This window comes from Microbacterium sp. AC145, assembly GCF_979258505.1.
Genome location: NZ_OZ409859.1, coordinates 808,052 through 832,725 on the forward strand (window position 1 = coordinate 808,052; position 24,674 = coordinate 832,725).

General features: G+C 68.2%; 21 protein-coding genes, 1 tRNA gene and 1 pseudogene. 13 read left to right on the forward strand and 10 right to left on the reverse strand.

Annotation, left to right across the window (positions count from 1 at the left end):
* Nucleotides 1-39 precede the first annotated feature (39 nt).
* Both ACZZZN_RS03925 and ACZZZN_RS03930 read right to left on the reverse strand, forming a co-directional pair.
* Nucleotides 40-1,806, reverse strand: coding sequence for an acetyl/propionyl/methylcrotonyl-CoA carboxylase subunit alpha (locus ACZZZN_RS03925; protein ID WP_463503913.1), 1,767 nt, complete (start codon nt 1,804-1,806; stop codon nt 40-42).
* 78 nt (nt 1,807-1,884) lie between these two features.
* Nucleotides 1,885-2,523, reverse strand: a complete 639-nt coding sequence (locus ACZZZN_RS03930; RefSeq protein WP_463506542.1) for a Maf family protein — start codon at nt 2,521-2,523, stop codon at nt 1,885-1,887.
* Between the two features lie 23 nt (nt 2,524-2,546).
* On the opposite strand from ACZZZN_RS03930, the gene ACZZZN_RS03935 reads away from it, so the two are divergent.
* From ACZZZN_RS03935 to ACZZZN_RS03955, 5 genes and pseudogenes are all read left to right on the forward strand, one after another.
* The gene (locus ACZZZN_RS03935) at nt 2,547-3,776 is read left to right on the forward strand and encodes a class I SAM-dependent RNA methyltransferase (protein WP_463503914.1); all 1,230 of its coding nucleotides are present in this window, start codon (nt 2,547-2,549) and stop codon (nt 3,774-3,776) included.
* A 44-nt stretch (nt 3,777-3,820) separates the two neighbouring features.
* Nucleotides 3,821-4,483 (forward strand): response regulator, encoded by a 663-nt coding sequence (locus tag ACZZZN_RS03940; protein ID WP_463503915.1) that lies wholly within the window; start codon nt 3,821-3,823, stop codon nt 4,481-4,483.
* On the forward strand, nt 4,473-5,708 hold the full coding sequence (locus ACZZZN_RS03945) for a sensor histidine kinase (protein ID WP_463503916.1): 1,236 nt from the start codon (nt 4,473-4,475) through the stop codon (nt 5,706-5,708). Before ACZZZN_RS03940 ends, ACZZZN_RS03945 begins: the two co-directional genes overlap by 11 nt.
* Nucleotides 5,705-6,715 (forward strand): hypothetical protein, encoded by a 1,011-nt coding sequence (locus ACZZZN_RS03950; protein WP_463503917.1) that lies wholly within the window; start codon nt 5,705-5,707, stop codon nt 6,713-6,715. Before ACZZZN_RS03945 ends, ACZZZN_RS03950 begins: the two co-directional genes overlap by 4 nt.
* Before the next feature lie 305 nt (nt 6,716-7,020).
* Nucleotides 7,021-8,234: pseudogene (locus tag ACZZZN_RS03955) on the forward strand (ROK family transcriptional regulator).
* Between the two features lie 188 nt (nt 8,235-8,422).
* Here ACZZZN_RS03955 and ACZZZN_RS03960 read toward each other — a convergent pair.
* From ACZZZN_RS03960 to ACZZZN_RS03975, 4 genes are all read right to left on the reverse strand, one after another.
* Complete coding sequence (locus ACZZZN_RS03960) at nt 8,423-8,662, reverse strand: acyl-CoA carboxylase subunit epsilon (RefSeq protein WP_463503918.1); 240 nt, start codon at nt 8,660-8,662, stop codon at nt 8,423-8,425.
* On the reverse strand, nt 8,659-10,248 hold the full coding sequence (locus ACZZZN_RS03965; RefSeq protein ID WP_463503919.1) for an acyl-CoA carboxylase subunit beta: 1,590 nt from the start codon (nt 10,246-10,248) through the stop codon (nt 8,659-8,661). Before ACZZZN_RS03965 ends, ACZZZN_RS03960 begins: the two co-directional genes overlap by 4 nt.
* 142 nt (nt 10,249-10,390) lie before the next feature.
* Nucleotides 10,391-11,353, reverse strand: a complete 963-nt coding sequence (locus ACZZZN_RS03970) for a hypothetical protein (RefSeq protein ID WP_463503920.1) — start codon at nt 11,351-11,353, stop codon at nt 10,391-10,393.
* A gap of 80 nt (nt 11,354-11,433) precedes the next feature.
* A complete protein-coding gene (locus tag ACZZZN_RS03975; protein ID WP_463503921.1) occupies nt 11,434-12,126 on the reverse strand; it encodes a phosphocholine cytidylyltransferase family protein in 693 nt (230 codons plus the stop codon).
* A gap of 253 nt (nt 12,127-12,379) precedes the next feature.
* Here ACZZZN_RS03975 and ACZZZN_RS03980 point away from each other — a divergent pair, with 253 nt between their 5' ends.
* The 3 genes from ACZZZN_RS03980 to ACZZZN_RS03990 are packed head-to-tail and all read left to right on the forward strand — an operon-like array spanning nt 12,380 to nt 16,069.
* On the forward strand, nt 12,380-14,224 hold the full coding sequence (locus tag ACZZZN_RS03980) for an ABC transporter ATP-binding protein (RefSeq protein ID WP_463503922.1): 1,845 nt from the start codon (nt 12,380-12,382) through the stop codon (nt 14,222-14,224).
* Nucleotides 14,200-15,762, forward strand: a complete 1,563-nt coding sequence (locus ACZZZN_RS03985) for a hypothetical protein (RefSeq protein WP_463503923.1) — start codon at nt 14,200-14,202, stop codon at nt 15,760-15,762. Before ACZZZN_RS03980 ends, ACZZZN_RS03985 begins: the two co-directional genes overlap by 25 nt.
* Nucleotides 15,763-15,802: 40 nt before the next feature.
* Nucleotides 15,803-16,069 (forward strand): DUF3039 domain-containing protein, encoded by a 267-nt coding sequence (locus tag ACZZZN_RS03990; RefSeq protein ID WP_463503924.1) that lies wholly within the window; start codon nt 15,803-15,805, stop codon nt 16,067-16,069.
* 76 nt (nt 16,070-16,145) lie between these two features.
* Here the strand turns inward: ACZZZN_RS03990 and ACZZZN_RS03995 are convergent, their stop codons facing one another.
* On the reverse strand, nt 16,146-17,471 hold the full coding sequence (locus tag ACZZZN_RS03995; RefSeq protein ID WP_463503925.1) for a nicotinate phosphoribosyltransferase: 1,326 nt from the start codon (nt 17,469-17,471) through the stop codon (nt 16,146-16,148).
* Between the two features lie 75 nt (nt 17,472-17,546).
* Between ACZZZN_RS03995 and murI the strand changes: the two genes are divergently transcribed.
* The 4 genes from murI (at nt 17,547) to ACZZZN_RS04015 (ending at nt 20,748) form a co-directional block, all read left to right on the forward strand.
* The gene (murI, locus tag ACZZZN_RS04000; protein ID WP_463503926.1) at nt 17,547-18,428 is read left to right on the forward strand and encodes a glutamate racemase; all 882 of its coding nucleotides are present in this window, start codon (nt 17,547-17,549) and stop codon (nt 18,426-18,428) included.
* Nucleotides 18,425-19,159, forward strand: coding sequence for a ribonuclease PH (rph, locus tag ACZZZN_RS04005; RefSeq protein WP_463503927.1), 735 nt, complete (start codon nt 18,425-18,427; stop codon nt 19,157-19,159). The genes murI and rph overlap by 4 nt, the downstream gene beginning before the upstream one ends.
* Nucleotides 19,159-19,752 carry an RdgB/HAM1 family non-canonical purine NTP pyrophosphatase gene (gene rdgB / locus ACZZZN_RS04010; protein ID WP_463503928.1) on the forward strand — a complete coding sequence of 198 codons (594 nt, stop codon included), beginning with the start codon at nt 19,159-19,161 and terminating at the stop codon, nt 19,750-19,752. The genes rph and rdgB overlap by 1 nt, the downstream gene beginning before the upstream one ends.
* A 75-nt stretch (nt 19,753-19,827) precedes the next feature.
* Nucleotides 19,828-20,748: a cation diffusion facilitator family transporter gene (locus ACZZZN_RS04015; protein ID WP_463503929.1), complete on the forward strand. Its 921-nt coding sequence runs from the start codon at nt 19,828-19,830 to the stop codon at nt 20,746-20,748.
* Between the two features lie 4 nt (nt 20,749-20,752).
* Here the strand turns inward: ACZZZN_RS04015 and ligD are convergent, their stop codons facing one another.
* Nucleotides 20,753-22,732 (reverse strand): non-homologous end-joining DNA ligase, encoded by a 1,980-nt coding sequence (gene ligD / locus ACZZZN_RS04020; RefSeq protein ID WP_463503930.1) that lies wholly within the window; start codon nt 22,730-22,732, stop codon nt 20,753-20,755.
* Nucleotides 22,733-22,791: 59 nt separating this feature from the next.
* Between ligD and ku the strand changes: the two genes are divergently transcribed.
* Nucleotides 22,792-23,646, forward strand: a complete 855-nt coding sequence (ku, locus tag ACZZZN_RS04025) for a non-homologous end joining protein Ku (protein WP_463503931.1) — start codon at nt 22,792-22,794, stop codon at nt 23,644-23,646.
* 32 nt (nt 23,647-23,678) lie between these two features.
* On the opposite strand, the gene ACZZZN_RS04030 is transcribed toward ku, so the two are convergent.
* Both ACZZZN_RS04030 and ACZZZN_RS04035 read right to left on the reverse strand, forming a co-directional pair.
* Nucleotides 23,679-24,449, reverse strand: coding sequence for a DedA family protein (locus ACZZZN_RS04030; protein ID WP_463503932.1), 771 nt, complete (start codon nt 24,447-24,449; stop codon nt 23,679-23,681).
* 65 nt (nt 24,450-24,514) lie between these two features.
* A tRNA-Leu gene (locus tag ACZZZN_RS04035) sits at nt 24,515-24,596 on the reverse strand.
* Nucleotides 24,597-24,674: the final 78 nt, after the last annotated feature.

A 24,674-nucleotide genomic window follows, 5' to 3' on the forward strand; every position in this document is an offset into this window, starting at 1 on the left:
CCCCACCGTGAGATGGGGGCCTTCGTCGTGATGTCTGTGTCAGCTGATGGTCAGCAGCTGGTGACCGGCCGAGACGGTGGCGCCGGCGCTCGCGTTGATGTTGCCGATGACGCCGTCTTTGTGGGCCTGCAGAGGCTGTTCCATCTTCATTGCCTCGAGCACGACGACGAGGTCGCCCTTGACGACCTGCTGTCCCTCTTCGACGGCGACCTTGACGACGGTCGCCTGCATCGGCGACTTCACGGCGTCGCCGGATGCTCCGGCGCTGACCGACGTCGCATGGCTGCGGCGAGACGGCGGCACGGCCGCGGGGCGGCCCACGGTGCCGGCGGCGACTGCCACGCGGTCGGGCAGGCTGACCTCGAGGCGCTTGCCGGCGACCTCGACGACGACGGTGTGGCGGTTCTCGGCGGCGGACGGTGACTCGAGCTCGCCATCCCACGCGGGGATGTCGTTCTCGAACTCGGTCTCGATCCAGCGCGTGAAGACACCGAACTCGCCGTTCTCGGCGGTGAAGGCGGGGTCGTTCACGACCTTGCGGTGGAACGGCAGCACTGTCGGGAGGCCCGCGACCTCGAACTCGTCGAGGGCACGGCGCGAGCGCTCGAGCGCCTCGGCGCGATCCTTGCCCGTGACGATGATCTTCGCGAGCAGCGAGTCGAACGCGCCCGAGACCGAGTCGCCGGCGGTGACGCCGGAGTCGAGACGGATGCCGGGGCCGCCGAACGTCTTGAAGACGTGGATGGGACCGGGCTGCGGCAGGAACCCGCGACCGGGGTCTTCTCCGTTGATGCGGAACTCGATCGAGTGTCCGGTCGGCTTCGGGTCGTCGTAGTCGATGGTGCCGCCCGCGGCGATGCGGAACTGCTCGCGCACCAGGTCGATGCCGGTGACCTCTTCGGAGACGGGGTGCTCGACCTGAAGGCGGGTGTTGACCTCGAGGAACGAGACGGTGCCGTCGGCGCCGATCAGGAACTCGCAGGTTCCCGCACCGACGTAGCCGACCTCCTTGAGGATGGCCTTCGACGCCGAGTAGAGCAGACCGTTCTGCTCGTCCGTGAGGAACGGCGCGGGGGCCTCCTCGACGAGCTTCTGGTGGCGACGCTGCAGCGAGCAGTCGCGCGTGGAGATCACGACGACGTTGCCCTCGGCATCCGCCAGGCACTGGGTCTCGACGTGGCGGGGCTTGTCGAGGTACTTCTCGACGAAGCACTCGCCTCGACCGAAGGCCGCGACGGCCTCGCGGGTGGCGGATTCGAACAGCTCGGCCACCTCGCCGAGTTCACGCGCCACCTTGAGGCCGCGTCCGCCGCCACCGTAGGCGGCCTTGATCGCGATCGGCAGACCGAACTCCTTCGCGAAGGCGACGACCTCGTCGGCGCCTGCGACGGGGCCGGGGGTTCCGGGGGCGAGCGGGGCGCCCACCTTCTCGGCGACGTGGCGAGCCGTGACCTTGTCTCCGAGAGCCTCGATGGCCTCGGGCGACGGGCCGATCCAGGTCATGCCTGCGCCGATGACGGCACGGGCGAACTCGGCGTTCTCGGCGAGGAAACCGTAGCCGGGGTGCACGGCATCCGCGCCGGCACGACGGGCGATCGAGAGGATCTTCTCGATCTGCAGGTAGGTCTCGGCGCTCGTCGCGCCACCGAGGGCGAAGGCCTCGTCGGCGAGGCGGGTGTGCAGAGCGTCGCGATCCTGGTCGGCGTACACGGCGACCGAGGCGATCCCCGAGTCACGAGCGGCACGGATGATGCGAACGGCGATCTCGCCGCGGTTGGCGATGAGCACCTTGGCGATATCAGGCATGGTTGCCAGCCTAGCGAGAAGGCACTCGATCTCTTTGACGACTCTCCACAAGAAAGAGGGAGAAACGTCGACGAGACCCTACGACCAGAGGTCGGTCCATGCGACGCCGAGTTCCGTGGCCAGACGACGCACGGTCGACAACGACATCCCCACGACGGTCGACGGGTCGCCGTCGACACGCGTGATGAAGGCTCCGCCGAGGCTGTCGACCGTGAACGCGCCCGCGACGTGCAGGGGCTCGCCCGAGGCGACGTACGCGGCGATCTCGGCATCCGTGATGTCGTCGGCGAACGTCACCGCCGCTTCGGCGGTCGCGGTGGCCTCGACGGGGACGGTGCCGGGGGAGACCCGGAACACCGAATGGCCGGAGTGCAGGATGCCGGTGGCGCCGCGCATCTCGCGCCAGCGCCGCGTCGCCTCCTCCTCGGTGTAGGGCTTGCCGTACACGCGGCCTCCGAGCTCGAACATCGAGTCGCCGCCGATCACAATGCCGTCGAACGTCCCCTCCTCCGCGAGCCTGTTCGCGACGTCGGCGGCCTTCGCGCGAGCGAGCAGCAGCACGAGTTCGGCCGGCGGGAGGTCGGCGCCGCGCTCCGCCGCCGCAGCTGCGGCCACGGCATCCTCGTCCACATCCGGAGACTGGGTCAGGGGCTCGATTCCGGCCTGGCGAAGGAGCATCAGGCGGGCGGGAGAGGTGGAGGCGAGGCAGACGCGCATGTTCACCACCGTATCCTCGAAGGATGACCTCCTCCCCAGCCCTGCTCGATCTGGACATCACCGGCATCGCGCACGGCGGTACGTTCATCGCCCGCCACGAGGGACGCGTCGTGTTCGTCTCCGACGCGATACCCGGAGAGCGGGTGCGTGCGCGGCTGACCGAGGACTCGACGGATGAGTCCAAGAGCTTCTGGCGCGCGGAGACGGTCGAGGTGCTCGAGGCTTCTCCGCACCGGCGCCCGCACATCTGGGACGAAGCCGACGTGTCGCGCGCACCGGAGCAGCGCCCGGGCGGCGCCGACCTCGGGCACATCGATCTCGTGCACCAGCGGGCTCTGAAGCGCCAGGTGCTGACCGAGGCTCTCGACCGGTTCGCGGGCGGGGGTCTCGAGGCGCCGGAGATCGAGGCGGTCGACTCGACCGACGGCACCGGATGGCGTACCAGGGTCACCCTGCACGTCGACGACGACGGCCAGGTCGGCCCGTATGCCGCGCGCAGCCACCGCGTCATTCCCGTCGGTTCGCACCCGCTGGCACGTCCGGCGATCGCCCGGGCCGCGCTCGCGCTCGTCGGCGGCGAACCGGGCAGCGTCGACCTGGTCGAACCCGGCGACGGCAGGGTGCGAGTCATCCGGCGCGAGCGGCTCGAGGCGCGCCCGGCGCGAGGACAGCACCGACGTCCCGCACCCGAGGTCGTCTACGAGCAGGTGGGCGATCGGCGGTTCCAGGTCGATGCCGGCGGCTTCTGGCAGGTGCACCCGCGCGCCGCATCGGTGCTCGACGGTGCCGTGTACGGCATCCTCGACGGCCATGTCGACCCCGAGAAGAAGCACTTCGATCTCTACGGAGGCGTGGGCCTCTTCGCCGCATCGCTCGCCGACCTCGGCGGCACCGACATCGTCACGGTCGAGTCCAGCAGGCGCGCGACGGCTCATGCGCAGCAGAACCTCGCGCAGCTCGGCGTCAGCGCGGTCACGGCGCGTGTCGACCGCTACATCGCAGGAGCGCCCGCGGGAACGAAGGCGGGTGCCGTGGTCCTGGATCCGCCGAGAGCCGGTGCCGGACGCGCGGTGGTCGATGCGCTCGACACGCTCGCGCCCGACGCGATCGCCTACGTCGCGTGCGATCCCGTCGCTCTGGCGCGCGATCTCGGCACCTTCCGTGAGCGCGGGTGGAACGTGGGGACCCTGCGAGGCTTCGATCTGTTCCCGCATTCCCACCACTTCGAGGTCGTCGCACTGCTCACACGCTGACACGTGTGGGCGAGTATCGCCCCCACGATCAGTAGGCTGGACCGATGAGCAGGGTCGCACTGATCGACGATCACGAATCCGTTCGCCTCGGTCTGGAGGCGGCATGCGCTCGCGACGGCGAGCAGACGGTGGTGTTCTCCGGCAGCACCGTCGTGTCGTACCTCGAGTGGCGACTCGCGACGTCTTCGGCATCGGCCGACGTGGTCGTCCTCGACCTCACTCTCGGAGACGGCACCACGGTGACCGAGAACGTGACGTCCCTCGTCTCGGACGGGGCGAGCGTCGTGATCCACAGCGTCGCCGACCGCCCTGCGGCTGTGCGCGAAGCGCTCGCGGCCGGCGCTGCGGGTGTGGTGAGCAAGTCGTCGGCACTCGACGACGTGCTCGACGCGATCCGCACCGTCGCGCAGGGAGAGGCGCTCAACAACGTCGAATGGGCGAGCGCCGTCGACGGCGACCGCGACTTCGCGGACGCACAGCTCTCGTCCCGTGAGCGCGACGTACTGCGGCTCTACGCGACGGGCCTCCCGCTGAAGGCCGTGGCAGAGCGCTTGGGAGTCGCATACTCGACGGCCAAGGAGAACATCACCCGGATCCGAGTGAAGTACGTCGACGTGGGGCGGCCTGCGCCGACCAAGGTCGATCTGCTTCGACGCGCGATGGAGGACGGCATCGTCGCCGCAGACGGGGCACCGAGTGCCCGCTGACGCACTCAGCATCCGCGACGCCTGGAGCAAGATCCCCTCTCCGGGCAGCGTGGAGACCGAGTTCGAGCGCTTCACCGGCAAGCGGATGGAGCGCATCCTCGCGACCGTCGTGGCGGTCGGATCGGCTGTGCTGGGTGTGCAGGCATTCATCGCGGCGGTCACGGCGATGTCCTGGGATGAGTCCCCGCGCATCGCGATGCTCCTCGCCGTCTCCGTTCCTCTGGTGGTCATGCTCATCGCGTGCGTGGTCGGGCGCGGGGTGCGGACGGCATCCGGGATCTTCGCCGTCGCCTATGTGCTGGCGCTCGGCGCCTGGCCGACCATCGTGGGCGCGGGCGAAGGCGCCGCGTCCGCGCAGCCGTGGATCTTCTTCCTCGTCAACGTCGGCGTGGTCGCCGCGATGCTCGCTTTCCCTCTCTGGCTGCAGTTCGCGTGGGCCGTGGGCCTGCCTTTCGTCTACGGGTACGTGAGACTCGTCGAAGGGGGCTTCTCTCCGGAGTTCTGGGTGACGACGGCGTTCGATGTCTCGTTCACGCTGATCCTCGGCATCGTCATCATCTCGCTGGGGTGGATGTTCCGATCCGTCGCCGCGGGTGTCGACGAGGCCCGTGCGCAGGCGGTGTCGTCATACGCGGCCGCCGCGGCGACGGCCGCCGCGGAAGAGGAGCGGGTCGCCATGTCGGCGCTCATGCACGACAGCGTCCTGGCGGCGCTCATCGCAGCGGAGCGCGCTGAAGGCGAGCGAGCGAGAGAGCTCGCGGTCGGCATGGCGCGTGAGGCGCTCACGCGACTCGCGAACACCGAGGCAGCTGTCGCGCAGGAGGGAAGCGATGAGCCCGTCGATGCCGGGCAGATCGTGGTCGAGCTGCGCCGGGCTCTGTCGGAACTCGGTGCGGATGCCATCGCCGAGGAGCGGGGCGAGGCAGGACTCATCCCCGGTCGGGTGGCCAGGGCGCTGGTTCTCGCCGCACGGCAGGCGCTCGGCAACGCGGTGACGCACGCACACGGCCGCGGGCTGCACATCGTCGTCGAAGGGCACGGCGACGAGGGGATCAGCGTCATGATCTCCGATGCGGGCCCCGGCTTCGATCTCGCTGCGATCGGTCCGGATCGCCTCGGCATCCGCGCGTCGATCCTCGCCCGCATGGCAGGGGTCGCAGGTACGGCGGAGATCCGATCGAGCGGCTCCGGGACCATCGTGTCGCTCGGGTGGGTGCGCGCATGAACAGAACGGTGCGCAGCGTCGCCACCTCGCTCGCCGTGGGGTTCGCGATGTACTTCGCCGCTCGCGGGATCTGGTGGATAGAACAGCCCACGGGGCCGCTGCTCATGGTCGCCGCGATCGGCCTCTATCTCGTCGTGGTGAACGTGGCGATCCTGTGGGACTCGGCCATCGTCGTGCGGATGCCGATGTGGGCGGCCGTCGTCGCGCTGGTCTCCGCTGCGATCATCCCGGTGCTCGTCACGCTGTCGCTCGACCCGTTGACGCTGCGAGACCCCTTCGCCACCTGGTACATCGGTGGGCTCGGCGTGCTGGCGGTCGTGTGCATCGTGCGGCGGCGTTTCGTCGTCGGCTGGGCGACCGTCATCGTGCTCATCGTCGAGTCGTCGGTGTATCTCGGCTTCGGCGACGCTCTGTCACTCGGTCTCGTCGGGTCGGTGATGTGGGCCGCGGTCGCGCATCTCCTCGTCATGTTCTGGGATCGCGCCGTCCGCGACACCGAGCGGCTCGCAGGCATCCAGCAGGCCGTCTCCGCCTGGCATGCCACGCAGCAGGTGCGTCAGCGGGAGCGGCGGTTGCGGACCCAGTTCGCGCTCGCGGTGGCCGGGCCGGTGCTGAGCCGCGCGGTCGCCACCGGCGGTGCGCTCGACGCTGAGGAACGGCTCGAGGCGCGCCTGGCTGAGGGCCGCCTGCGTGACGAGCTCCGAGGCGCCGACCTTCTGAACGACTCGGTGCGCGATGCCATCGCCGATGCCCGGCGGCGTGGGGCGGTCGTGACGGTCTTCGACGAGGGTGGGCTGGGCGACGTCGACGGCCCCCGACGCGAGGAGATCAGAGACGAGCTCGCCGCGGTGCTGCGCGGAGCGGAGGCGGAGCGCTGGATCATCCGCGCGGCGAGCGATCCGCAGACTGCCGTCACCGTCGTGGGGCGTGCACGGTCGGGCGGGACGAGCGATGACGATGCGGTGGACGTCTGGCACGAGATCCCTCGCCGGCGAAGCACCCCCTGAGAACAGCAATACTCTGTCCTCGGCTCCGACCGGGGGAGGGGATCGGAGTCGAGGTCAGTCAGAATGGGCGAGGGGCGGCAATAACGCCAGCCCCTCGCCATGCGGAACAGTTACCCGAAAACCGTCCGCCTGTGGCCGATCTGCGTCTGTCTACCCTGGGACCGAGAGACCAGCCGAACGCGAAGCGTCCCCATCAGTCTCCGCGATCGTCAACACGTTGTCTGTAGGTATTTTGGGGGACAAGGCCACACCGCTATACGAGATGATGAGGCATGGGAATGCGTCGCGGAACCAATCTTCCCCGGATGGGTGATTTCAACCAGTCGGTGATCCTCGAGGCGATCCGGCGGACTGTCGAGGGACTCAGCCGGATCGAGCTCGTCGAGTCGACGGGCCTCTCCGCGCAGACCGTCACGAACATCACCCGACGGCTCCTGGACGACGGTGTGATCGCCGAAGCGGGTCGCACGATCAACGGCCCCGGTAAGCCGCGAGTCACCCTCAAGCTCGTCGCGGAGAGTCGTTTCTCGGTCGGTGTGCACCTCGACCCGGCCGTCATCACGGTCGTCCTTCTCGACATGGCGGGGACGGTGCTGCGCCGTCGCGCGGTGCGCACCGCAGACCGGGATCCACGCGCGATGGTCGACACCATGGCAGGCACGATCGACGACCTCATCGCCGCCGCAGGAGTCGACCGCTCACGAGTGGCGGGGATCGGCGTCGCGGCACCCGGACCTCTCGACGCGGCGCTGGGCACGGTGATCGATCCGCCCAAGCTCCAGGGCTGGCACCGCGTGCCGCTTCGGGCGGTCCTGGCCGAGGCGACGGGGCTTCCCGTGGTGGTGGAGAAGGACACGACCGCGGCGGCAGTGGGAGAGTCGTGGACCGGCAGCGGGGCCGTGGACCGGTCGTTCGTGTTCCTGTACCTCGGAACGGGGATCGGAGCGGCGTTGGTACGCGACGGCGATGCCGTTCGGGGAGCTCTCACAACTTCGGCGAGGTCGGGCATATCGTGGTCGATCCCGACGGTCCGCCGTGCGAGTGCGGCTCGCGTGGGTGCGTCGAAGTCGTGTGCACCCCGCAGGCGATCGTCGAGCACGCCGAGCGGATGGGCGTCTTCGACGATGATCGCCGGCGTGATGATGTCCGGGCCGTCGAGAAGCGCTTCACGCTGCTCTGCGAGCGCGCCGCCGCGGGTGATTCGTCGGCACTGGCGGTCGTCGCGCGTTCCGCGGAGGCACTCGCCGTGCTGATCTCGGTGCTCACCAACGTCCTCGACGTCGATCGGGTCGTGCTCGGCGGGCCGTTCTGGAACCCCGTCTCCGACATCTATCTCCGCGAGATCCCCGGGCAGCTGCACCGTCGCAGCGCCACTCGTGCGGTGCGAGAGATCCCGGTCTCCGGAACGATCGTCGGCGACGACGTGGGTGCGGTGGGAGCGGCATGCGTGGTCCTGGACCTCGTCCTGACTCCACGCGCATCCGACCTCTTCCTCCGGGACGGGGCAGCCACTCCCTGACCCGCACTTCCGAAATATCGGACATGCGGGCAGGGAGTAATTCCATTCGATGTACTATCGACGGGGATGCGCCGACTGGGGGATGCGAGCACGTCTCTCTCGCATCCACGGCGAAGACGTCTGCGGGACCCGAGAGCTGGGGGGTTCACGGGTCCTGCAGACTTTCCTCTTCGGCTTCTGGCCCTGCGTCAGCCGGAGAAACGGCCCCAGGGGATGTCGCGGCGCAGCGGAGTGCGCATCGGTCGCTGCGTCCGCGTCCACGCCGACACCACGGGCTCATCGGCCACGGCATCCGCGCTCTCCTGCGCATACGCGTGGCTGACCACGGCGATGAGCGCAGCGAGTTCTTCTTCCGTGGCGCTGCCACGCGTGATCTCGATCGGCGGCGGCTGCTCCGCCGACGAACTCCGGTCCGGCTGTCCGGTCACAGCGGGATGTTCCCGTGCTTCTTGGCCGGCAGCTCGGCACGCTTGCCGCGCAGCGCGCGAAGAGCCTTCGCGATCGAGACGCGCGTGTTGGCAGGCTCGATGATGCCGTCGATCTCTCCGCGCTCGGCGGCGAGGAAGGGGGATGTGACGCTGTAGGTGTACTCGTTCGCAAGGCGGGTACGCACGGCTGCGACGTCTTCGCCAGCCTCCTCGGCCTTCTTGATCTCGTTGCGGTACAGGATGTTGACGGCGCCCTGGCCGCCCATCACCGCGATCTCGGCCGTCGGCCATGCGAGGTTCACATCGGCTCCCAGCTGCTTCGAGCCCATCACGATGTACGCCCCGCCATATGCCTTGCGCAGGATCACCGTGACCATCGGAACCGTGGCCTCCGCATAGGCGTAGATGAGCTTCGCACCACGGCGGATGACGCCGGTCCACTCCTGGTCGGTCCCGGGAAGGTAACCGGGCACGTCGACGAGCGTGACGATCGGGATCGAGAACGCGTCGCAGAAGCGCACGAAGCGGCTGGCCTTCTCCCCGGCCTCGATGTTGAGGGTGCCCGCCATCTGCGAAGGCTGGTTCGCGATGATGCCGACCGAACGCCCCTCGACGCGGCCGAACCCGATGACGATGTTCGGGGCGAACAGGGGCTGGACCTCGATGAAGTCGCCGGCGTCCACGACGTGTTCGATCACGGTGTGGATGTCGTAGGGCTGGTTCGCGGAGTCGGGGATGATCGTGTTCAATGAGCGGTCGGCATCGGTGGTCTCCCACTCGAACCCGCTCTCGTACCCCGGGATCTCGGCCATGTTGTTGTCCGGAAGGAAGCTGAGGAGCGTGCGGGCGTAGTCGAGCGCGTCGTCTTCGTCTTCGGCGAGATAGTGCGCGACACCCGAACGCGTGTTGTGGGTCAGCGCGCCGCCGAGCTCTTCCATGCCGACGTCCTCGCCGGTGACCGTCTTGATCACGTCGGGGCCGGTCACGAACATCTGGCTCGTCTTGTCGACCATGATGACGAAGTCCGTGAGCGCAGGCCCGTACACGGCGCCGCCGGCAGCCGGGCCCATGATGATCGAGATCTGCGGGATCACTCCGGAGGAGCGGGTGTTCAGACGGAAGATCTCGCCGTACTTGCTGAGAGCGAGCACGCCCTCCTGGATACGGGCTCCGCCCGAGTCGAGGATGCCGATGATCGGCATCCCGTTGGTGAGGGCGAATTCCATGATCTTGATGATCTTGTCGCCCGAGACCTCGCCGAGTGAGCCCCCGAACGTGGTGAAGTCCTGCGAGTAGACGGCGACGGTACGCCCGTTGATCGTGCCGACGCCGGTGACGACGGAATCCCCGTACGGGCGATTGCGGTCCATGCCGAAAGCGGTGGTGCGGTGGCGCACGTACTCGTCGAACTCGACGAAGCTTCCGGGATCCACGAGCAGCTCGATGCGCTCCCGGGCGGTCATCTTGCCCTTCGCGTGCTGCTTGTCCTTCGCGATCTTCTCGGCGTCGACAACTGCTTCGTTGTATCGAGCGCGGAGGTCTGCGATTCTGCCGGCGGTGGTCGAGAGTTCGGGCTGTTCCGTCACGGATTCCACCCTATCGTCGGGTCGGCCCGTGCCGTTGGATGCTCGCGACAACGGGTCGCGGATTCCTTTGGCGAGTGTCGTAGGCCAAGGGGTGCACCGATGCCGAGCTCGTTTCGATCCGGCGGTCGCCAAGGAGTGGGTTTCAGGACCCGAGCTCTCCCGGGAGATCGTGCGTGCCGGAGTCTTCGATCTCCGGCGCGTCCTTCTTGCGCCCGCGACCGACCGATGCGATCCTCCTGCCCGCCCAGCCCACTCCGCGCACGGCGGTTCCCGCCGCGCCGGCGACGGCACCACCGACGTACTGTGCTCCGTGCAGCATGCGCAGCTCCAGCTTCTCGGAGCCGTCCACGGGCTCAAGCTCGATCGGCAGATCGATGGGCGCGGCGCCGAAGGCGTGATGCGAGGTCGTCAGCACGCGTCTGCCGAGGATGTGGTTGCCGGCGCCGCCGACCGCCGCGCCGACTCCGAACGGCAGCGCCTTGCCGATGAACGACGCGCCTCCCTTGGCGGCGAACTGCTTGACGAACATGCTCTTGAGCTGGTCCACCAGGGGACCGACTGCGGCTCGAGGCAGCGACTTCGTCACCATCTCGCCCCAGTACGACGACCGGGATGCGCCGCGCCCGGTGGCTTGACCGGCGAGCTGTCCGACGAGGGCCACGCCCTCTTTGCCGAGCATCAGCGTCATGACCAGCGCCCGGGCTCGATCAGGGTTCGCGACGGCGATGCCGTGCACCTCGGCCACCGACTGGGCGAAGAGCGCGGTCGATTCGACGAATCCGACGGTCTCGACGCCCGACAGCGCGAGGGTGATCCCGGTGCCGATGCCCGGGACGACGGCTGTGGCGCCCACTGCGGCACCGCCCGTCGTGACCGCGGCGAGGTAGCGCCGTTCGAGGATCCTGATGATCTCCGCGGGGGACGCCTGAGGGTGGCGCAGGCGGATGCTGCGGATGTGCGCGAGCACGAGAGGGCGTTGGATCGCGAGTACGCGATCGAGGCCTCGCACCATGAGCGGATGCTCCGTCGAGCCCACCGGCGGCACGCCCCTGTCCCACGGGGAGTCGTCGGGGAGGGAGTGGATCTTGTGCACCTTGGGGGCCATGGATCGATCCTAGGAACACAGGCCGCGAAAACGCCGAAAGCCCGGCACCCTTGACGGGGCCGGGCTTTCGTGAAAGACGATCAGACGAACAGGTTCGCCCGCTCGAGGTCTTCGGCGAAGTCGACCTCGACGGCGTACAGGTCGGACACGTCCATCGGCTCGAGCAGAAGGCCGTCTTCGGCGATCGCGAGCTCGAGACCGCGCTCGAAGTAATCCTGGTCCTCCACGCGCTGCAGCTGGCGCATGAACGCCTTCTTGTTCGCGGAGGAGATGTAGTTGATTCCGACAGCCTCACCGAGGCCGCCCTTGACGGTCTTCGAGAGCTCGTTGATGAACCCTTCGGCGGTCACGGTGTACTTGACCTCTTCATCGCTGACCTTCGAGGTGTTGACCGTCACGAACGACTGATCGCGCTCGATGTATGCCGCGGCCCGGCCGAGGATCATCGGGTCGAAGACGACGTCGCCGTTCATCCAGAGCACGCCGCCCCTGCCGGTGGCACCGAGAGCGCGGAGGAGGCTCTTGGAGGTGTTCGTCTCGTCGTAGCGCTCGTTGTGCACGTAGTTGACAGAGGGGAACGCCTCGATGATGGTCTCGGCGCGGTAACCGACGACTGCGGTGATGCGGGCATCCGACCCGAAGGCCGCGCGGATGTTGTCGTGCTGCTGGCGCATGATGGTGCGCCCGTCGCTCAGCTCGGTCAGCGGCTTCGGCAGCGCACGGCCCAGGCGCGAGCCCATACCTGCGGCGAGGATGACGGTCTGAAGAGTCACGAGAGCTCCTAAAGGAAGTTGTGTTCACGATCGGTTCACCGATCAGACACTTCGTCGTGCCGAGAATCATGCTAGCGACAGACCCTGGGAAGAGGTGGGCGCAGGCGTCGACGTTGCCGTTTCGTGATCCAGTACACACCGAACGCTCAGATTCGTCCAGGTGCCGTGACCAATATGCCGAGATGCCCATCGACCTACGGCCAATTGTTTCGGGGAACCGAAGAAAGTCGGCCCCCGTTGATACCGTAGGACGGTGACTGCCTCCCCCGAAGACCGCCCCGACGAGGTGGCCGACCCAGCGTCGAAGCCCGCCAAGAAGACGACGGCCCGGAAGGCGCCTGCGAAGAAGGCTGTGAGTACGCGGATTCCGCCTCGCTCGGCAGCAGACAGGGCCGCCGCCACCGGCGAGGTGGTCATCGAGCCGATGCTGCGCGCGACCGACGCGTCGGCGAGCACACCCACCGTCAGCGCCGCCCGTGCCGCGGCTGCGAAGAATTCCGCACGGACGACGGCCGCACGCGGGTCGAAGACGGCATCAGCGACGGGGCGTACCGCATCGGCGCGCACTCCGGGTGCGAAGACCACGCCCGCGAAGACCACGGCGGCGGCGAAGACGACGGCGGCGGCGAAGACAGCAGCGGGCAAGACGAACACCACCGCGGCGAAGAACAGCGCCGCGGCCAGGACTGCGGCCGCGAAGGCAGCCACCGAACGCAACGCTGCGGCGAAGTCGACCGCTGCGAAGAGCACCGCGCGGACGGCATCGGCGCGGAGCGCGGCGGCGAAGACAGCTGCGGCGAAGGCTGCGGCCGCGAGGGCGGCCAAAGCCCAGGCCGAGAAGGAAGCGAAGGAAGCTGCAGCTGCGGACCCCGTGGCGCTCGATCCCGTGGTGACCGACACCGCGGTGTCGGAGTCGGCCGACTCCTTCGAACCGGCCGCCGAGCCCATCGTCGAGGCCCCCGCAGATGTCGATGTCTCGGCCGCCGACGACGCGGCCGCGACGGAGGTGCGCGTCGAGGAGGAATCACCGCTCGCTGCGCCCACCGATCCGGCACCCGTGACGAAGGAGCCCGACCAGACTGCTCGCACGACCGAGCCGGCTGAGGCGTCAGGATCTTCCGAGCCGCTCGAGGCTCCCGTCGAGGAGGCTCCCGTCGAGGAGGCTCCCGTCGAGGAGGCTCCCGCCACTGAGCCGGTAGCTGCGGAGGACATCGAGGCGCAATCGGCGGAGGGGGAGGCGGACGGCGCGACTCTGTCGCCCGCTGACGAGACCGCTGATCCCGATGCGTCGGCGAACGCCGGTGCCGCAGGGGTGGAAGGCTCCGCGTCGGCAGCTGCGACCGAAGCGATCAGGATCCGCGGCCTCGTGAAGTCCTTCGGCGATCACACAGCCGTCAACGGGATCGATCTCACCGTTCCCGCCGGCTCGTTCTATGGCATCGTCGGGCCGAACGGCGCCGGAAAGACGACGACTCTCTCGATCGTCGCAGGGCTGCTGCGGGCCGACAGAGGGGATGTCGTGATCTGCGGCGTCGACCAGCGGGCCAAGCCGCTCGCCGCGAAGCGGATGATGGGGGTGCTTCCCGATCGCCTGCGCACCTTCGACCGTCTGACCGGCCGTCAGCTTCTCCACTACTACGGGCTTCTGCGGGGCCTGGCTTCCGGGGTCATCGAGAAGCGTGTGGGCGACCTCGCGCGTGCGTTCGATCTCGGCGATGCGCTCAACCGCGTGGTGTCCGACTATTCCGCCGGCATGACGAAGAAGATCATGCTCGCCGGAGCGATGATCCACTCGCCGCGGGTCCTGGTGCTCGACGAGCCCTTCGAGGCGGTCGACCCCGTGTCGTCTGCGGTGATCCTCGACATCCTGCGCGCTTATGTCGCGCACGGGGGCACTGTCATCCTGTCGAGTCACGGGATGGATCTCGTCGAGCGGGTGTGCTCGCGCGTCGCGATCATCGTCGGGGGAGACGTTCTCGCCGAGGGGACCATCGACGAGGTGCGCGCGGGGCAGACCCTCGAGGCACGTTTCGTCGAACTCTCCGGCGGTGCAGGAGAGGTGGAGGGGCTCGAGTGGCTGCACACGTTCTCCGACTGAGGGCTGCACTACTGATCGGTGCGCTCCGCGGCGAACGGCGGGTCCGTGCGCTGGTCATGCTCGTCATCGTCGCCCTGATCACCGCGGTCGTGTGCGCCGCGGTACTCAGCCTCGACGACGCGCCGGTGGCCGTCGCGCGCACCGTCATCGTGCTCGGGAGTGCCGCGCTGCTGCTCGGATTCCTCGTCGGCCCCGTGCTGGTCGGTGCCACCGACCAGCTCGACCCGCGTCGTTTCGCGGTGTTCGGGGTCGATGAGCGGCAGATGCCGTGGATCCTCGTCCTCGCGTCCTTCGTCAGTGTGCCCAGCGCTGCCGTGATCGCGGTGTACGTCAGCGTCTGCATCGTCGCCGTCCGTCTCGGTACCCCGTGGCAGATCGCCGTGCTGATGTCCGTGCTGGGGGTGCTGTCGACGCTGCTCGCGGCGCGCATCAGCATGGCGCTGAACGCGCTGCTGCTGCCCGAGCGCCGTTCCCGCGAGCTCACCGCGATCTTCGCGCTCGCCGTGATCGTCATCGCCTTCCCGGTCGCCGTGTTCCTCGCCTCGTTGAAGTGGGACGGCGAGGTTCCGGCGGCGGTCGCCGCGTTGACCTCGACCATCGGACTCACTCCACTCGCAGCTCCCTCCTGGTTCCTGTTCGCCGTCGCGACCGACGGAGCCGGCGCCTGGATCGGCGGAGTCATCGCCGTCGCGACGGTCGTCCTGTTCTTGGCGCTCTGGACATGGCTCGTGCGACGTCTGCTGACGACCACCGAGCGGCCTCTGGCGTCGCGTGAACGCTCGGGGCTCGGCTGGTTCGGTCTGCTGCCGTCCAACGCCTTCGGCGCGATCGCGGCTCGAAGCCTCGTCTACTGGCTGCGCGACCGTCGCTACATCATGAACCTCATCGTCGTCCCGGTCGCCGGCGCGCTCACCGTGCTCCCGCTGCTGGTCGCCGGTGTGCCGCTCGAGATAGCGGCGCTGGTGCCGGTGCCCGTGATGGCGCTGTTCTTCGGCTGGCTTCCTCACAACGATGTCGCCTACGACTCGACGGCGCTCTGGACCCACGTGGCGAGCGGCGTCCGCGGCGTCCCCGACAGGCTCGGCCGGCTCGTGCCGGTCGTCCTGGTCTCGGTGCCGGTGCTCGCGATCGCGGTGCCGCTCACGCTGCTGTGGATCGACGACTGGCGCCTGTTGCTGCCGCTCACGGGTCTCGCCGCAAGCCTCCTGCTGTCGGCGCTCGGGTTCTCCAGCGTGGTCTCCGCGCTCGCGCCGTACGCGGTGTCGCGTCCGGGCGACAGCCCGTTCCAGCAGCCGCAGCGTCCGACGTCACGTGGTGTCTACGGTCCCGCAGCGGCCTTCCTCGGTGCGCTCCTGGTCAGCATCCCCACCGGATGGCTGCTGGGTCTGACCATGGCGGAAGGCTCCGAATACGCGTCCGCGACGTTCTGGGCGGGGCTTGCGACAGGGCTCGGCGTCGCGGCGATCGGCGTCGCGGTCGGAGGGCGCATCTTCGAGCGCGGAGGCGAGAGGCTGATGGAGTTCGTCGAGACCGCCTGACCACCGCCCCGTCCTGCCGTTACGCGGCTAGACTCTCGGCATGAGTACTCCGCTGGACAGCCCCGATCAGGGCGGCGTGACAACGCTTGATCGCGAACTGGAAGAGCTTCTCCGGGAGGAGAACCTCGAGCCGGGCGACCACGAGCGTTTCTCTCACTACGTGAAGAAGGACAAGATCCTCGAATCGGCGATCACCGGCAAGCCGGTGCGTGCGCTGTGCGGCAAGAAATGGACGCCGGGTCGCGACCCGGAGAAGTTCCCGATCTGCCCCACGTGCAAGGAGATCTACGAGTCGATGGGGGGCTGACGCCTCGATCCCACAGTCGCGAGTCTTGCGCCTCGACACTCGGGGCCTGAGCGGCGACCGCGGTCGATCCCGGGTGTCAGCGAGCGTCGACGAAGACGGTCGGGATGGCCGGGTCGGACTTGCTGAGGGCCAGAGCCCGCACGGGAAGCTCCTCCCGGACTCTCCCGTGATGCTTCCGGGCGGCAGCGGTGCCCTGCGCGCCTTCGTACGCGGTGTCGATCTCGCCTGCGTCGACGAAGGTCGTCTGCAGCGGTCGGCCGTCGGGATGCTCCGCCGGGGTGTCGAGTTCTTCGAAGCCATCGGACACGACCACCGTCTCAGCGGCTGCGACGCCGTCGACCAGCGTCCGGAAAGCGGCTTTGCGTCCGCCCTGCGAGGCCTTGTCGGCAGAGGCCTTGGCGACGCCGACCCAAGCCCCGGCGGGGTCCTGCCTGGCCACGAGCTTGTAGACCATGCTCGCGGTGGGGTAGCCCGAGCCCGTCACGACTGATGTGCCCACGCCGTAGGCATCCACCGGCGACGCGGCGAGGGCCGCGATCGCATACTCGTCGAGATCGCTCGTCACCGTGATGCGCGTCGTGGTCGCCCCGAGCTCGTCGAGCTGTGCGCGCACCTCTGCCGCGACGATCGGCAGGTCGCCCGAGTCGATGCGTACGCCGCCGAGACCGGTGCCGGCGACCCGTATCGCGGTCTCGACGCCGGTGCGGATGTCGTAGGTGTCGACCAGCAGGGTCGTGTCGGTGCCGAGGCTGGCGATCTGCGAGCGGAACGCCTCCTCCTCGGTCTCGTGCAGCAGAGTCCACGAGTGCGCGGCGGTGCCCATCGTGGGAATGCCCCAGCGTCGCCCGGCCTCGAGATTGCTGGTCGCGCCGAATCCGGCGATGTACGCGGCTCGAGCCGCAGCGACCGCTGAGTGCTCTGCGGCACGGCGGGATCCCATCTCGGCGAGTGGCCGCTCGCCCGCGGCGATGCTCATGCGCGAGGCGGCGGTGGCGACCGCGGAGTCGTGGTTTAAAACGCTGAGTGCCAGGGTCTCGAGAACCACGGCATCTGCGAAGCTGCCCTCGACGGTCAGGATGGGGGAGCCCGGGAAGTACAGCTCGCCCTCGCGGTAGCCACGGATCGAGCCCGTGAAGCGGTAGTTCTCGAGATAGACCAGCGAGTCAGCGTCGACGACCTGGTTGTCGCGCAGGAACCGCAGCTCGTCGTCGCCGAATCTGAACTCGCGGAGCAACGAAAGCAGCCGGCCGGTGCCCGCGACGACGCCGAAACGGCGGCCGCCGGACAGGCGCCGGGAGAAGAGTTCGAAGACGCTCGGTCTCGACGCTGATCCGTCGCGCAGTGCGGCGGCGAGCATGGTGAGTTCGTAACGATCGGTCAGAAGCGCCGTGGACGTCGTCATGCGCTCAGCTTAGTGACGACATCCGCTCGGGTTGCTGAGCGTGACAGGGGATGCGCGCGGGTAGGCTGGTGAGTCATGAACGACGCCCCGATCGGAATCTTCGACTCCGGTGTCGGCGGACTCACGGTGGCCAGAGCCATCCGAGCCCAGCTGCCCCGGGAATCGTTCGTCTACATCGGTGACACGGCGCACTCGCCGTACGGTCCGAAGCCGATCGCCGATGTGCGTCGATACAGTCTCGAGGTTCTCGACACCCTCGTCGATCAGGGCGTCAAGATGCTCGTGATCGCCTGCAACACCGCATCCGCCGCGATGCTGCGCGACGCTCGGGAACGCTATGACGTGCCCGTGGTCGAGGTCATCGGTCCGGCCGTGCGTCGGGCGGTGTCGACGACCCGCAACGGCCGCGTCGGCGTGATAGGCACAGTCGGGACCATCGGCTCCCGCGCCTATCAGGACATGCTCGAGGTGAACGAGCGGCTCGAGGTCTTCACCGCGGCGTGCCCGCGTTTCGTCGAGTTCGTCGAGGGCGGCATCACCGGGACCCCCGAGGTGCTCGCCACCGCCGAGGAGTATCTGGCGCCGCTGCGCGATGCGGGCGTCGACACGCTGGTTCTCGGATGCACGCATTACCCGTTCCTCCGCGGGGCGATCAGCTACGTCATGGGCGAGGGCGTCACGCTCGTCTCCAGTGACGACGAGACAGCGGGGGACGTCTACCGTCAGCTCGTGCGCGGTGACCTGATCGCATCGCCCGATGCCACTGCGTCGTATGTCTATGAGGCGACGGGCGACTCGACCACCGAGTTCACAGCCCTCGCCAACCGCCTCATGGGACGCGAGGTGCGCGACGTGCAGCTCGTGCAGACCGGTGTCATCACCCTTCCCCAACCACCCATCGGCGTCGTACGCCCCGCGGCATCCGCGCTCCACCCCTCACATGAAGGAACCCCATGACCAGCATCGTCCGCGCCGACGGCCGCAGTACCGACCAGCTCCGCGAGATCACGATCGAGCGCGGCTGGAGCAGCCATGCCGAGGGATCCGCGCTGATCAGCTTCGGCGGCACGAAGGTGCTCTGCACCGCCTCTTTCACCAACGGCGTTCCGCGCTGGCTCACGGGCAAGGGCAAGGGATGGGTGACTGCCGAGTACTCGATGCTTCCCCGTGCGACGAACAGCCGCAACGACCGCGAGAGTGTGAAGGGTCGCATCGGCGGGCGTACGCATGAGATCTCGCGGCTGATCGGCCGCGCACTGCGCGCAGTGGTCGACACCAAGGCACTGGGCGAGAACACGATCGTGATCGACTGCGACGTGCTCCAGGCCGACGGAGGCACGCGTACCGCCGCGATCACCGGCGCCTACGTGGCACTGGCCGACGCGATCGAATGGGGCCGCGAGAAGAAGTTCATCGGCAAGAACTCGACCCCGCTGCTCGACTCCGTCGCTGCGGTCTCCGTGGGAATCATCGACGGCGAACCCATGCTCGATCTCGCATATGTCGAGGACGTCCGCGCCGAGACAGATATGAACATCGTCGTGACCGGTCGGGGACTGTTCGTCGAGGTGCAGGGCACCGCCGAGGGAGCGCCGTTCGACAAGCGCGAGCTCGACGCGCTGCTCGACCTGGGCGTCGCGGGCTGCGCCGACCTCAAGGACCAGCAGCTGAAGGCTCTCGCGGGCTGATGAAGGTCGTCCTCGCCACTCACAATCCGCACAAGGTGTCGGAGTTCCAGCAGATCGTGCAGGCGACACGACCCGACCTCGAGGTCGTCGGCTACGACGGCCCGGAGCCGGTCGAAGACGGCATCACTTTCGCGGAGAACGCCCTCCTCAAGGCTCGTGCGGCCTCGGCCCACACAGGTCTCGCCGCGCTCGCCGACGACTCTGGCATCTGCGTCGACGTGCTCGGCGGATCGCCAGGCGTCTTCTCGGCATACTGGGCAGGTCAGCAGAAGGACTCCGCGGCGAATCTCGCGCTGCTGCTCGATCAGTTGCGTGACATCGCCGATCCCCACCGCACTGCGCACTTCACCTCCACCATCGCGCTCGTCACACCCTCGGGCGAGGAGCATGTCGTGGAGGGCAACTGGCCAGGTCGGCTCGCGTTCGAGGCATCGGGGGGCGGTGGATTCGGCTACGACCCGATCTTCATCCCGGACGATCAGCCGGTGGACGCCGAGCGCACGGTCGGCGATTTCACCGCTGACGAGAAGCAGTCGCAGTCACACCGCGCCCGTGCGTTCGCAGAACTGGTGCCGCTGCTCGCGCGTCTCTGACAACTGAGAATCATCACCATTCCCGACTGCGCGCAGACCGGCCTGACGACCTGGTGGCCGGTCTAGCCTGGAGGCATGCACGATCACGCGCCCGCTGCCGGCGGCATCCGCTCAGCGAGCCACCGCCGTCTTCTGGCGATCTCGCTGAGCCTGACCGCGACCATCATGGTCGTCCAGGTCGTGGGCGCGATCCTCACCGGCTCGCTCGCTCTCCTGGCGGATGCCGCACACATGTTCACCGATGCGTCGGCGCTCGTAATCGCTCTGATCGCGGCCGCGGTCGCCGCACGACCGGCCGACGATCGTCGCACCTTCGGATATCAGCGCGCGGAAGTGTTCGGTGCACTGGTCAATGCGATCATCCTGATCCTGCTCGCCGGCTGGGTCGGGATCGAGGCCGTCGGTCGGCTGATCGACCCTGGCGAGACCGAGGTCGCCGGAGGTCTGATGCTCATCGTCGCGGTCGTGGGCCTCGTGGCCAACGCGATCTCGATGTGGCTGCTGAGCCGGGCGCAGCGCACCAGCATCAACATCCGCGGTGCGTACCTCGAAGTGATGGGCGATCTGATCGGCTCGGCGATGGTGATCATCGCCGCGATCGTGATCGTGACGACCGGATGGATGCCGGCAGACGCGCTCGCGTCGATCATGATCGCCGTGCTGATCATCCCGCGCGCGATCGCTCTGCTGCGCGAAGTGTTCTCGGTGCTCTCCGAATCGGCTCCGGCGGGCACGGCGGTCAGCGACATCCGCCAGCACCTGCTCGACTACGACGGGGTCGTCGGAGTGCACGATGTGCACGTGTGGCAGCTGACCCGCGGTGCTCCGGTGTTCAGTGCGCACGTCAGCGTCGAACCGGCGCTCCTCGCCGACGGGCGATCCGCGAAGCTCCTCAATGACCTTCAATCGTGTCTCGCGCACCACTTCGACGTGGAGCATTCGACCTTCCAGATCGAGCCCGCCGAGCAGTCGGACTGCGAGCCTCACCACGCGTGACGGTTCAACTCTCGACGACGACCTCATCCGGAGACTTGTCGGGCCGGAGGCCTCGCCAGCGGGAGTGACGGAGGATGCCGTCGGGGGTCCAGTTCGCGAACTCGACCTCGCCGACCAGATCCGGCTCCACCCAGAGTGCATCCGAGGCGTCGAGAGCGGGAACTCCGCCCAACGGGGCGGATTCGACGCGCAACGGTGCGAGGCGCGCGAGCAGATCGCGCAGCATCCGGTCGGTGAAGCCGGTGCCGACGCGTCCCACGTACCGCAGCTTGCCGGATTCCGGCACTGCGAGCAGCAGGGATCCGAACGTGCCCTCGCGGTCGCCTTTGCCTGGACGGATGCCGACGATCACGACCTCCTGCGTCCTCGTGTGCTTGAGCTTGAGCCAGGCAGGGGAGCGCTGCCCCGCCCGATAGGCGGACGACGGGTCTTTCACGACCACGCCCTCGAGTCCGAATTCATCGCTCGCAGCCAGCGCGGCATCCACGTCGTCGAACACGGGAGGCACCTGCATCGGTGCGTCCAGATCCGAGACCACATCTTCGAGCAGGGTGCGCCGCTGCGACAGCGGCATCGTGCTGAGGTCGTGTCCGTCGAGGCGCAGCAGGTCGAAGACCATGTAGACGATCGGGGTACGCACGACCTCGCGTTCGATCTCGCGGGGCCGCGTGAGGTGCATCCGGTTCTGCAGCAGCGAGAAGCTCGGCCTGCTGTGCGAGTCGAAAGCGACGATCTCGCCGTCGAGGATCGCGTCGCCGACCGGGAGGAATGGAGCACCGTCGGCGGTGAGCTCGGGGTAGCGGGCGGTGATGTCCGTGCCGCTGCGGGCATGCAGCAGCATGCGTCCGTCCGCCCAGGTGCCGATCGCCCGGATTCCGTCCCATTTCACCTCGACCCAGGAGGGCGAGCTGAGCCCGCGGGCGATCGCCGGTGTGCCGTTCTCCGCGAGCATCGGTGAGACGGATGCCGGGGAGGCGGATGCCGGTGCGCTCGCCGCACCGGAGATCCGCCGTCGGTGCGCGCGCGATTCGGCGCGGCGCGCGGGGTGCGCCTCATCGGATGCCGCAGGCCGCGTGGTCTGCACCGGCGAGGGGCGTTCTGTGCGCAGCGATGCGAGGGGGTCGATCCCCGATTCCGCGCGCTCCAGCACGGTCGCGAAGTCGAGCTGCGCCAGGTCGGGGTCGTCGAGCTCGTCCCAGGAGCGGGGTGCGGCCACCCAGGGCTGTGCCCGGCCACGCATCGAGTACGGCGAGATGGTCGTCTTCTTGCCGTTGTTCTGGCTCCAGTCGAGAAAGACCTTGCCGCCCCGGGCAGCCTTCGACATGGTGCTGGTGGCGAGATCGGGATGCTCGGTCTCGATCAGGCGGGCGACCTCCTTCACCACCGCCGAGATCTCGTCACTGGTCTGCTGGCCGGGGAGAGCCGCGTACAGGTGGATGCCCTTGCTGCCGCTCGTAACCGGTACCGGATCGAGTCCGATGCCCGCGAGCAGGCTACGGGCGATGCGCGCGACCTCAGCGCACTGGGGGAGACGGACGCCCGGGCCGGGGTCCAGATCGAGCACGAGCCGGTCCGGGTTCCCGGGTAGGCCGTCGGGTGCGAAGCGCCACTGCGGCACGTGCAGCTCGATCGCGGCGACCTGGGCGAGCCACACGAGGGTCGGCACGTCGTCGACGAGCGGGTACTCCTTCGGGCCGTCGGAGTGCCGGATCTCGTGGCGCGGAATCCAGCTCGGCGCGCCGGGCTCGAGCTGCTTGGTGAAGAAGGAGTCGGCGGGATGCTCAGCGGTTCCGACCCCCTCGACCCAGCGCTTGCGTGTGACCGGGCGGCCGTCGAGGAGGGGGAGGATGCGGGGCGCGATCGCCGTGTAGTAGGCGATGATCTCGCCCTTGGTCGTGCCGGTCTCGGGGTAGACGACCTTGTCGAGGTTGGTGATGCGCAGGCGGCGGCCGTCGATCTGCACGTTCTGCGCCTCGGCCACCATGACGCCCAGCGTAGTCAAGGTACTGGCCGCGACCGGGGCGCCTGGTGTTCACTGGGGGCATGAGAACGATCTGGAAGGGCGCGCTGACCTTCGGCCTCGTGAACGTGCCGGTCAAGGTGTATTCCGCGACCGAGGACCACGACGTGCCACTGCATCAGGTGCACGAGAAGGACGGCGGTCGCATCCGGTATCAGCGCACCTGCGAGGTGTGCGGAGAGACCGTGGCGTACGCCGACATCGATCGCGCCTATGTCGAGGAGGGCCAGACGGTGGTGCTCACCAAGGACGACCTGGCGGCGCTGCCGGCGGAGAAGAGTCGCGAGATCGACGTCGTCGAGTTCGTGCCGTCGGATCAGGTCGATCTGCTCACTCTCGACAAGCCGTACTACCTCGAGCCCGATTCGAAATCGCCCAAGGCCTACGTGCTGCTGCGCAAGACGCTCGAGCAGACCGATCGCACGGCGATCGTGCGGTTCACCCTGCGTCAGAAGACCCGTCTCGCCGCGCTCAGAGTGCGGGGCAAGGTGCTGGTGCTGCAGACGCTGCTGTGGGCCGATGAGGTGCGCGAGGCCGCGTTCCCCGCTCTGGATGAGGACGTGCGGATCTCGAAGAAGGAGCTCGAGCTCTCGGCGTCCCTCGTCGACAGCTACTCGGCCGACTTCGATCCGGAATCGTTCGTCGACGAGTACCAGAAGGAGCTGCGCACCCTGATCGACGCCAAGATCGAGGCGGGTGACACATTCGACGTCTCGGAGACGTTCGGTGAGACGGAGGACGATGCCAAGAGCGGCGAGGTCATCGATCTGATGGAGGCGCTGCGAGCCAGCGTCGCTCGCACCAAGGCCGCGCGTTCGGAGTCTTCAGACAGCAAGGCGAGCACGAAGAAGAGCCCGAGCAAGAAGAAAGCGGGCTGAGAACTCAGCCCGCCCTTCTCACTCGTTCGAGGTCAGTGCTTGCCGTCACCGTCGAGATCAGGAGCGCGGTCGAACACCTCGGGGTCGAGAGCGAGCGCCTCCGCTTCGGCGGCATCCGTCTCGCCCTCGCCCGCCGCGGCCTCCTTCTTCGCCTTGTGGCGCTCGGAGAGGTAGTGCCAGAGGGTGACGAGGGCCGTGCCGCCGACGGCGGCGAGCAGGATCAGGTCGATGTAGCTCTCGACGAAATGCGCCACCGGCGGGATGAACCCGATCGCGTAGCCGAACATCGTGAGGCCGAAGCCCCAGAGGATGGCGCCGATCAGGTTGTAGAGCGTGTAGCGGCGCCACGGCATGTGGCCGACTCCGGCGGCGACCGGGGCGAAAGTGCGGACGATCGGCACGAAGCGGGCGAGGATGACGGTGATGCCGCCGAAACGCTCGAAGAACGCGTTGGTGCGCTCGACGTTCTTCTTGCTGAAGAGGCCCGATTCTTTGCGTTCGAAGACTGCCGGCCCACCCTTGTGGCCGATCAGATAACCGACTTCACCGCCGACGAAGGCGGACAACCCGATGAGTAGGGCGACGATCCACACGTTGATGCCGAAGACGCCGTGCTCGGAACCGGCGATCGGGTGCGAGAGGAGCCCGGAGATCACGAGCAGCGTGTCGCCGGGGAGCAGGAACCCGACCAGCAGGCCGGTCTCGGCGAAGACGATGAAGCACACCACGAGCAGCGCCCAGGGGCCGGCCGAGCCGATGATCGTGGCGGGGTCGAGCCAGGGGATGAGCGCGGCGTGGTGCATGGGATTCCCGTCGTAGTGAGCTGTGCGGCGGTACAGACATCGGTCGCGGATATGCGACTGATCGGTGCGGAAGGTGGGACTTGAACCCACACGCCCTGGGGCACAGGAACCTAAATCCTGCGTGTCTGCCAATTCCACCACTCCCGCGCGGTGAAATCAGTCTACTGACCGGGCGATCGCGCGTTGCTGGGGATCCGCCCGCAGAGGCGATCGTGGTCTGTGGAT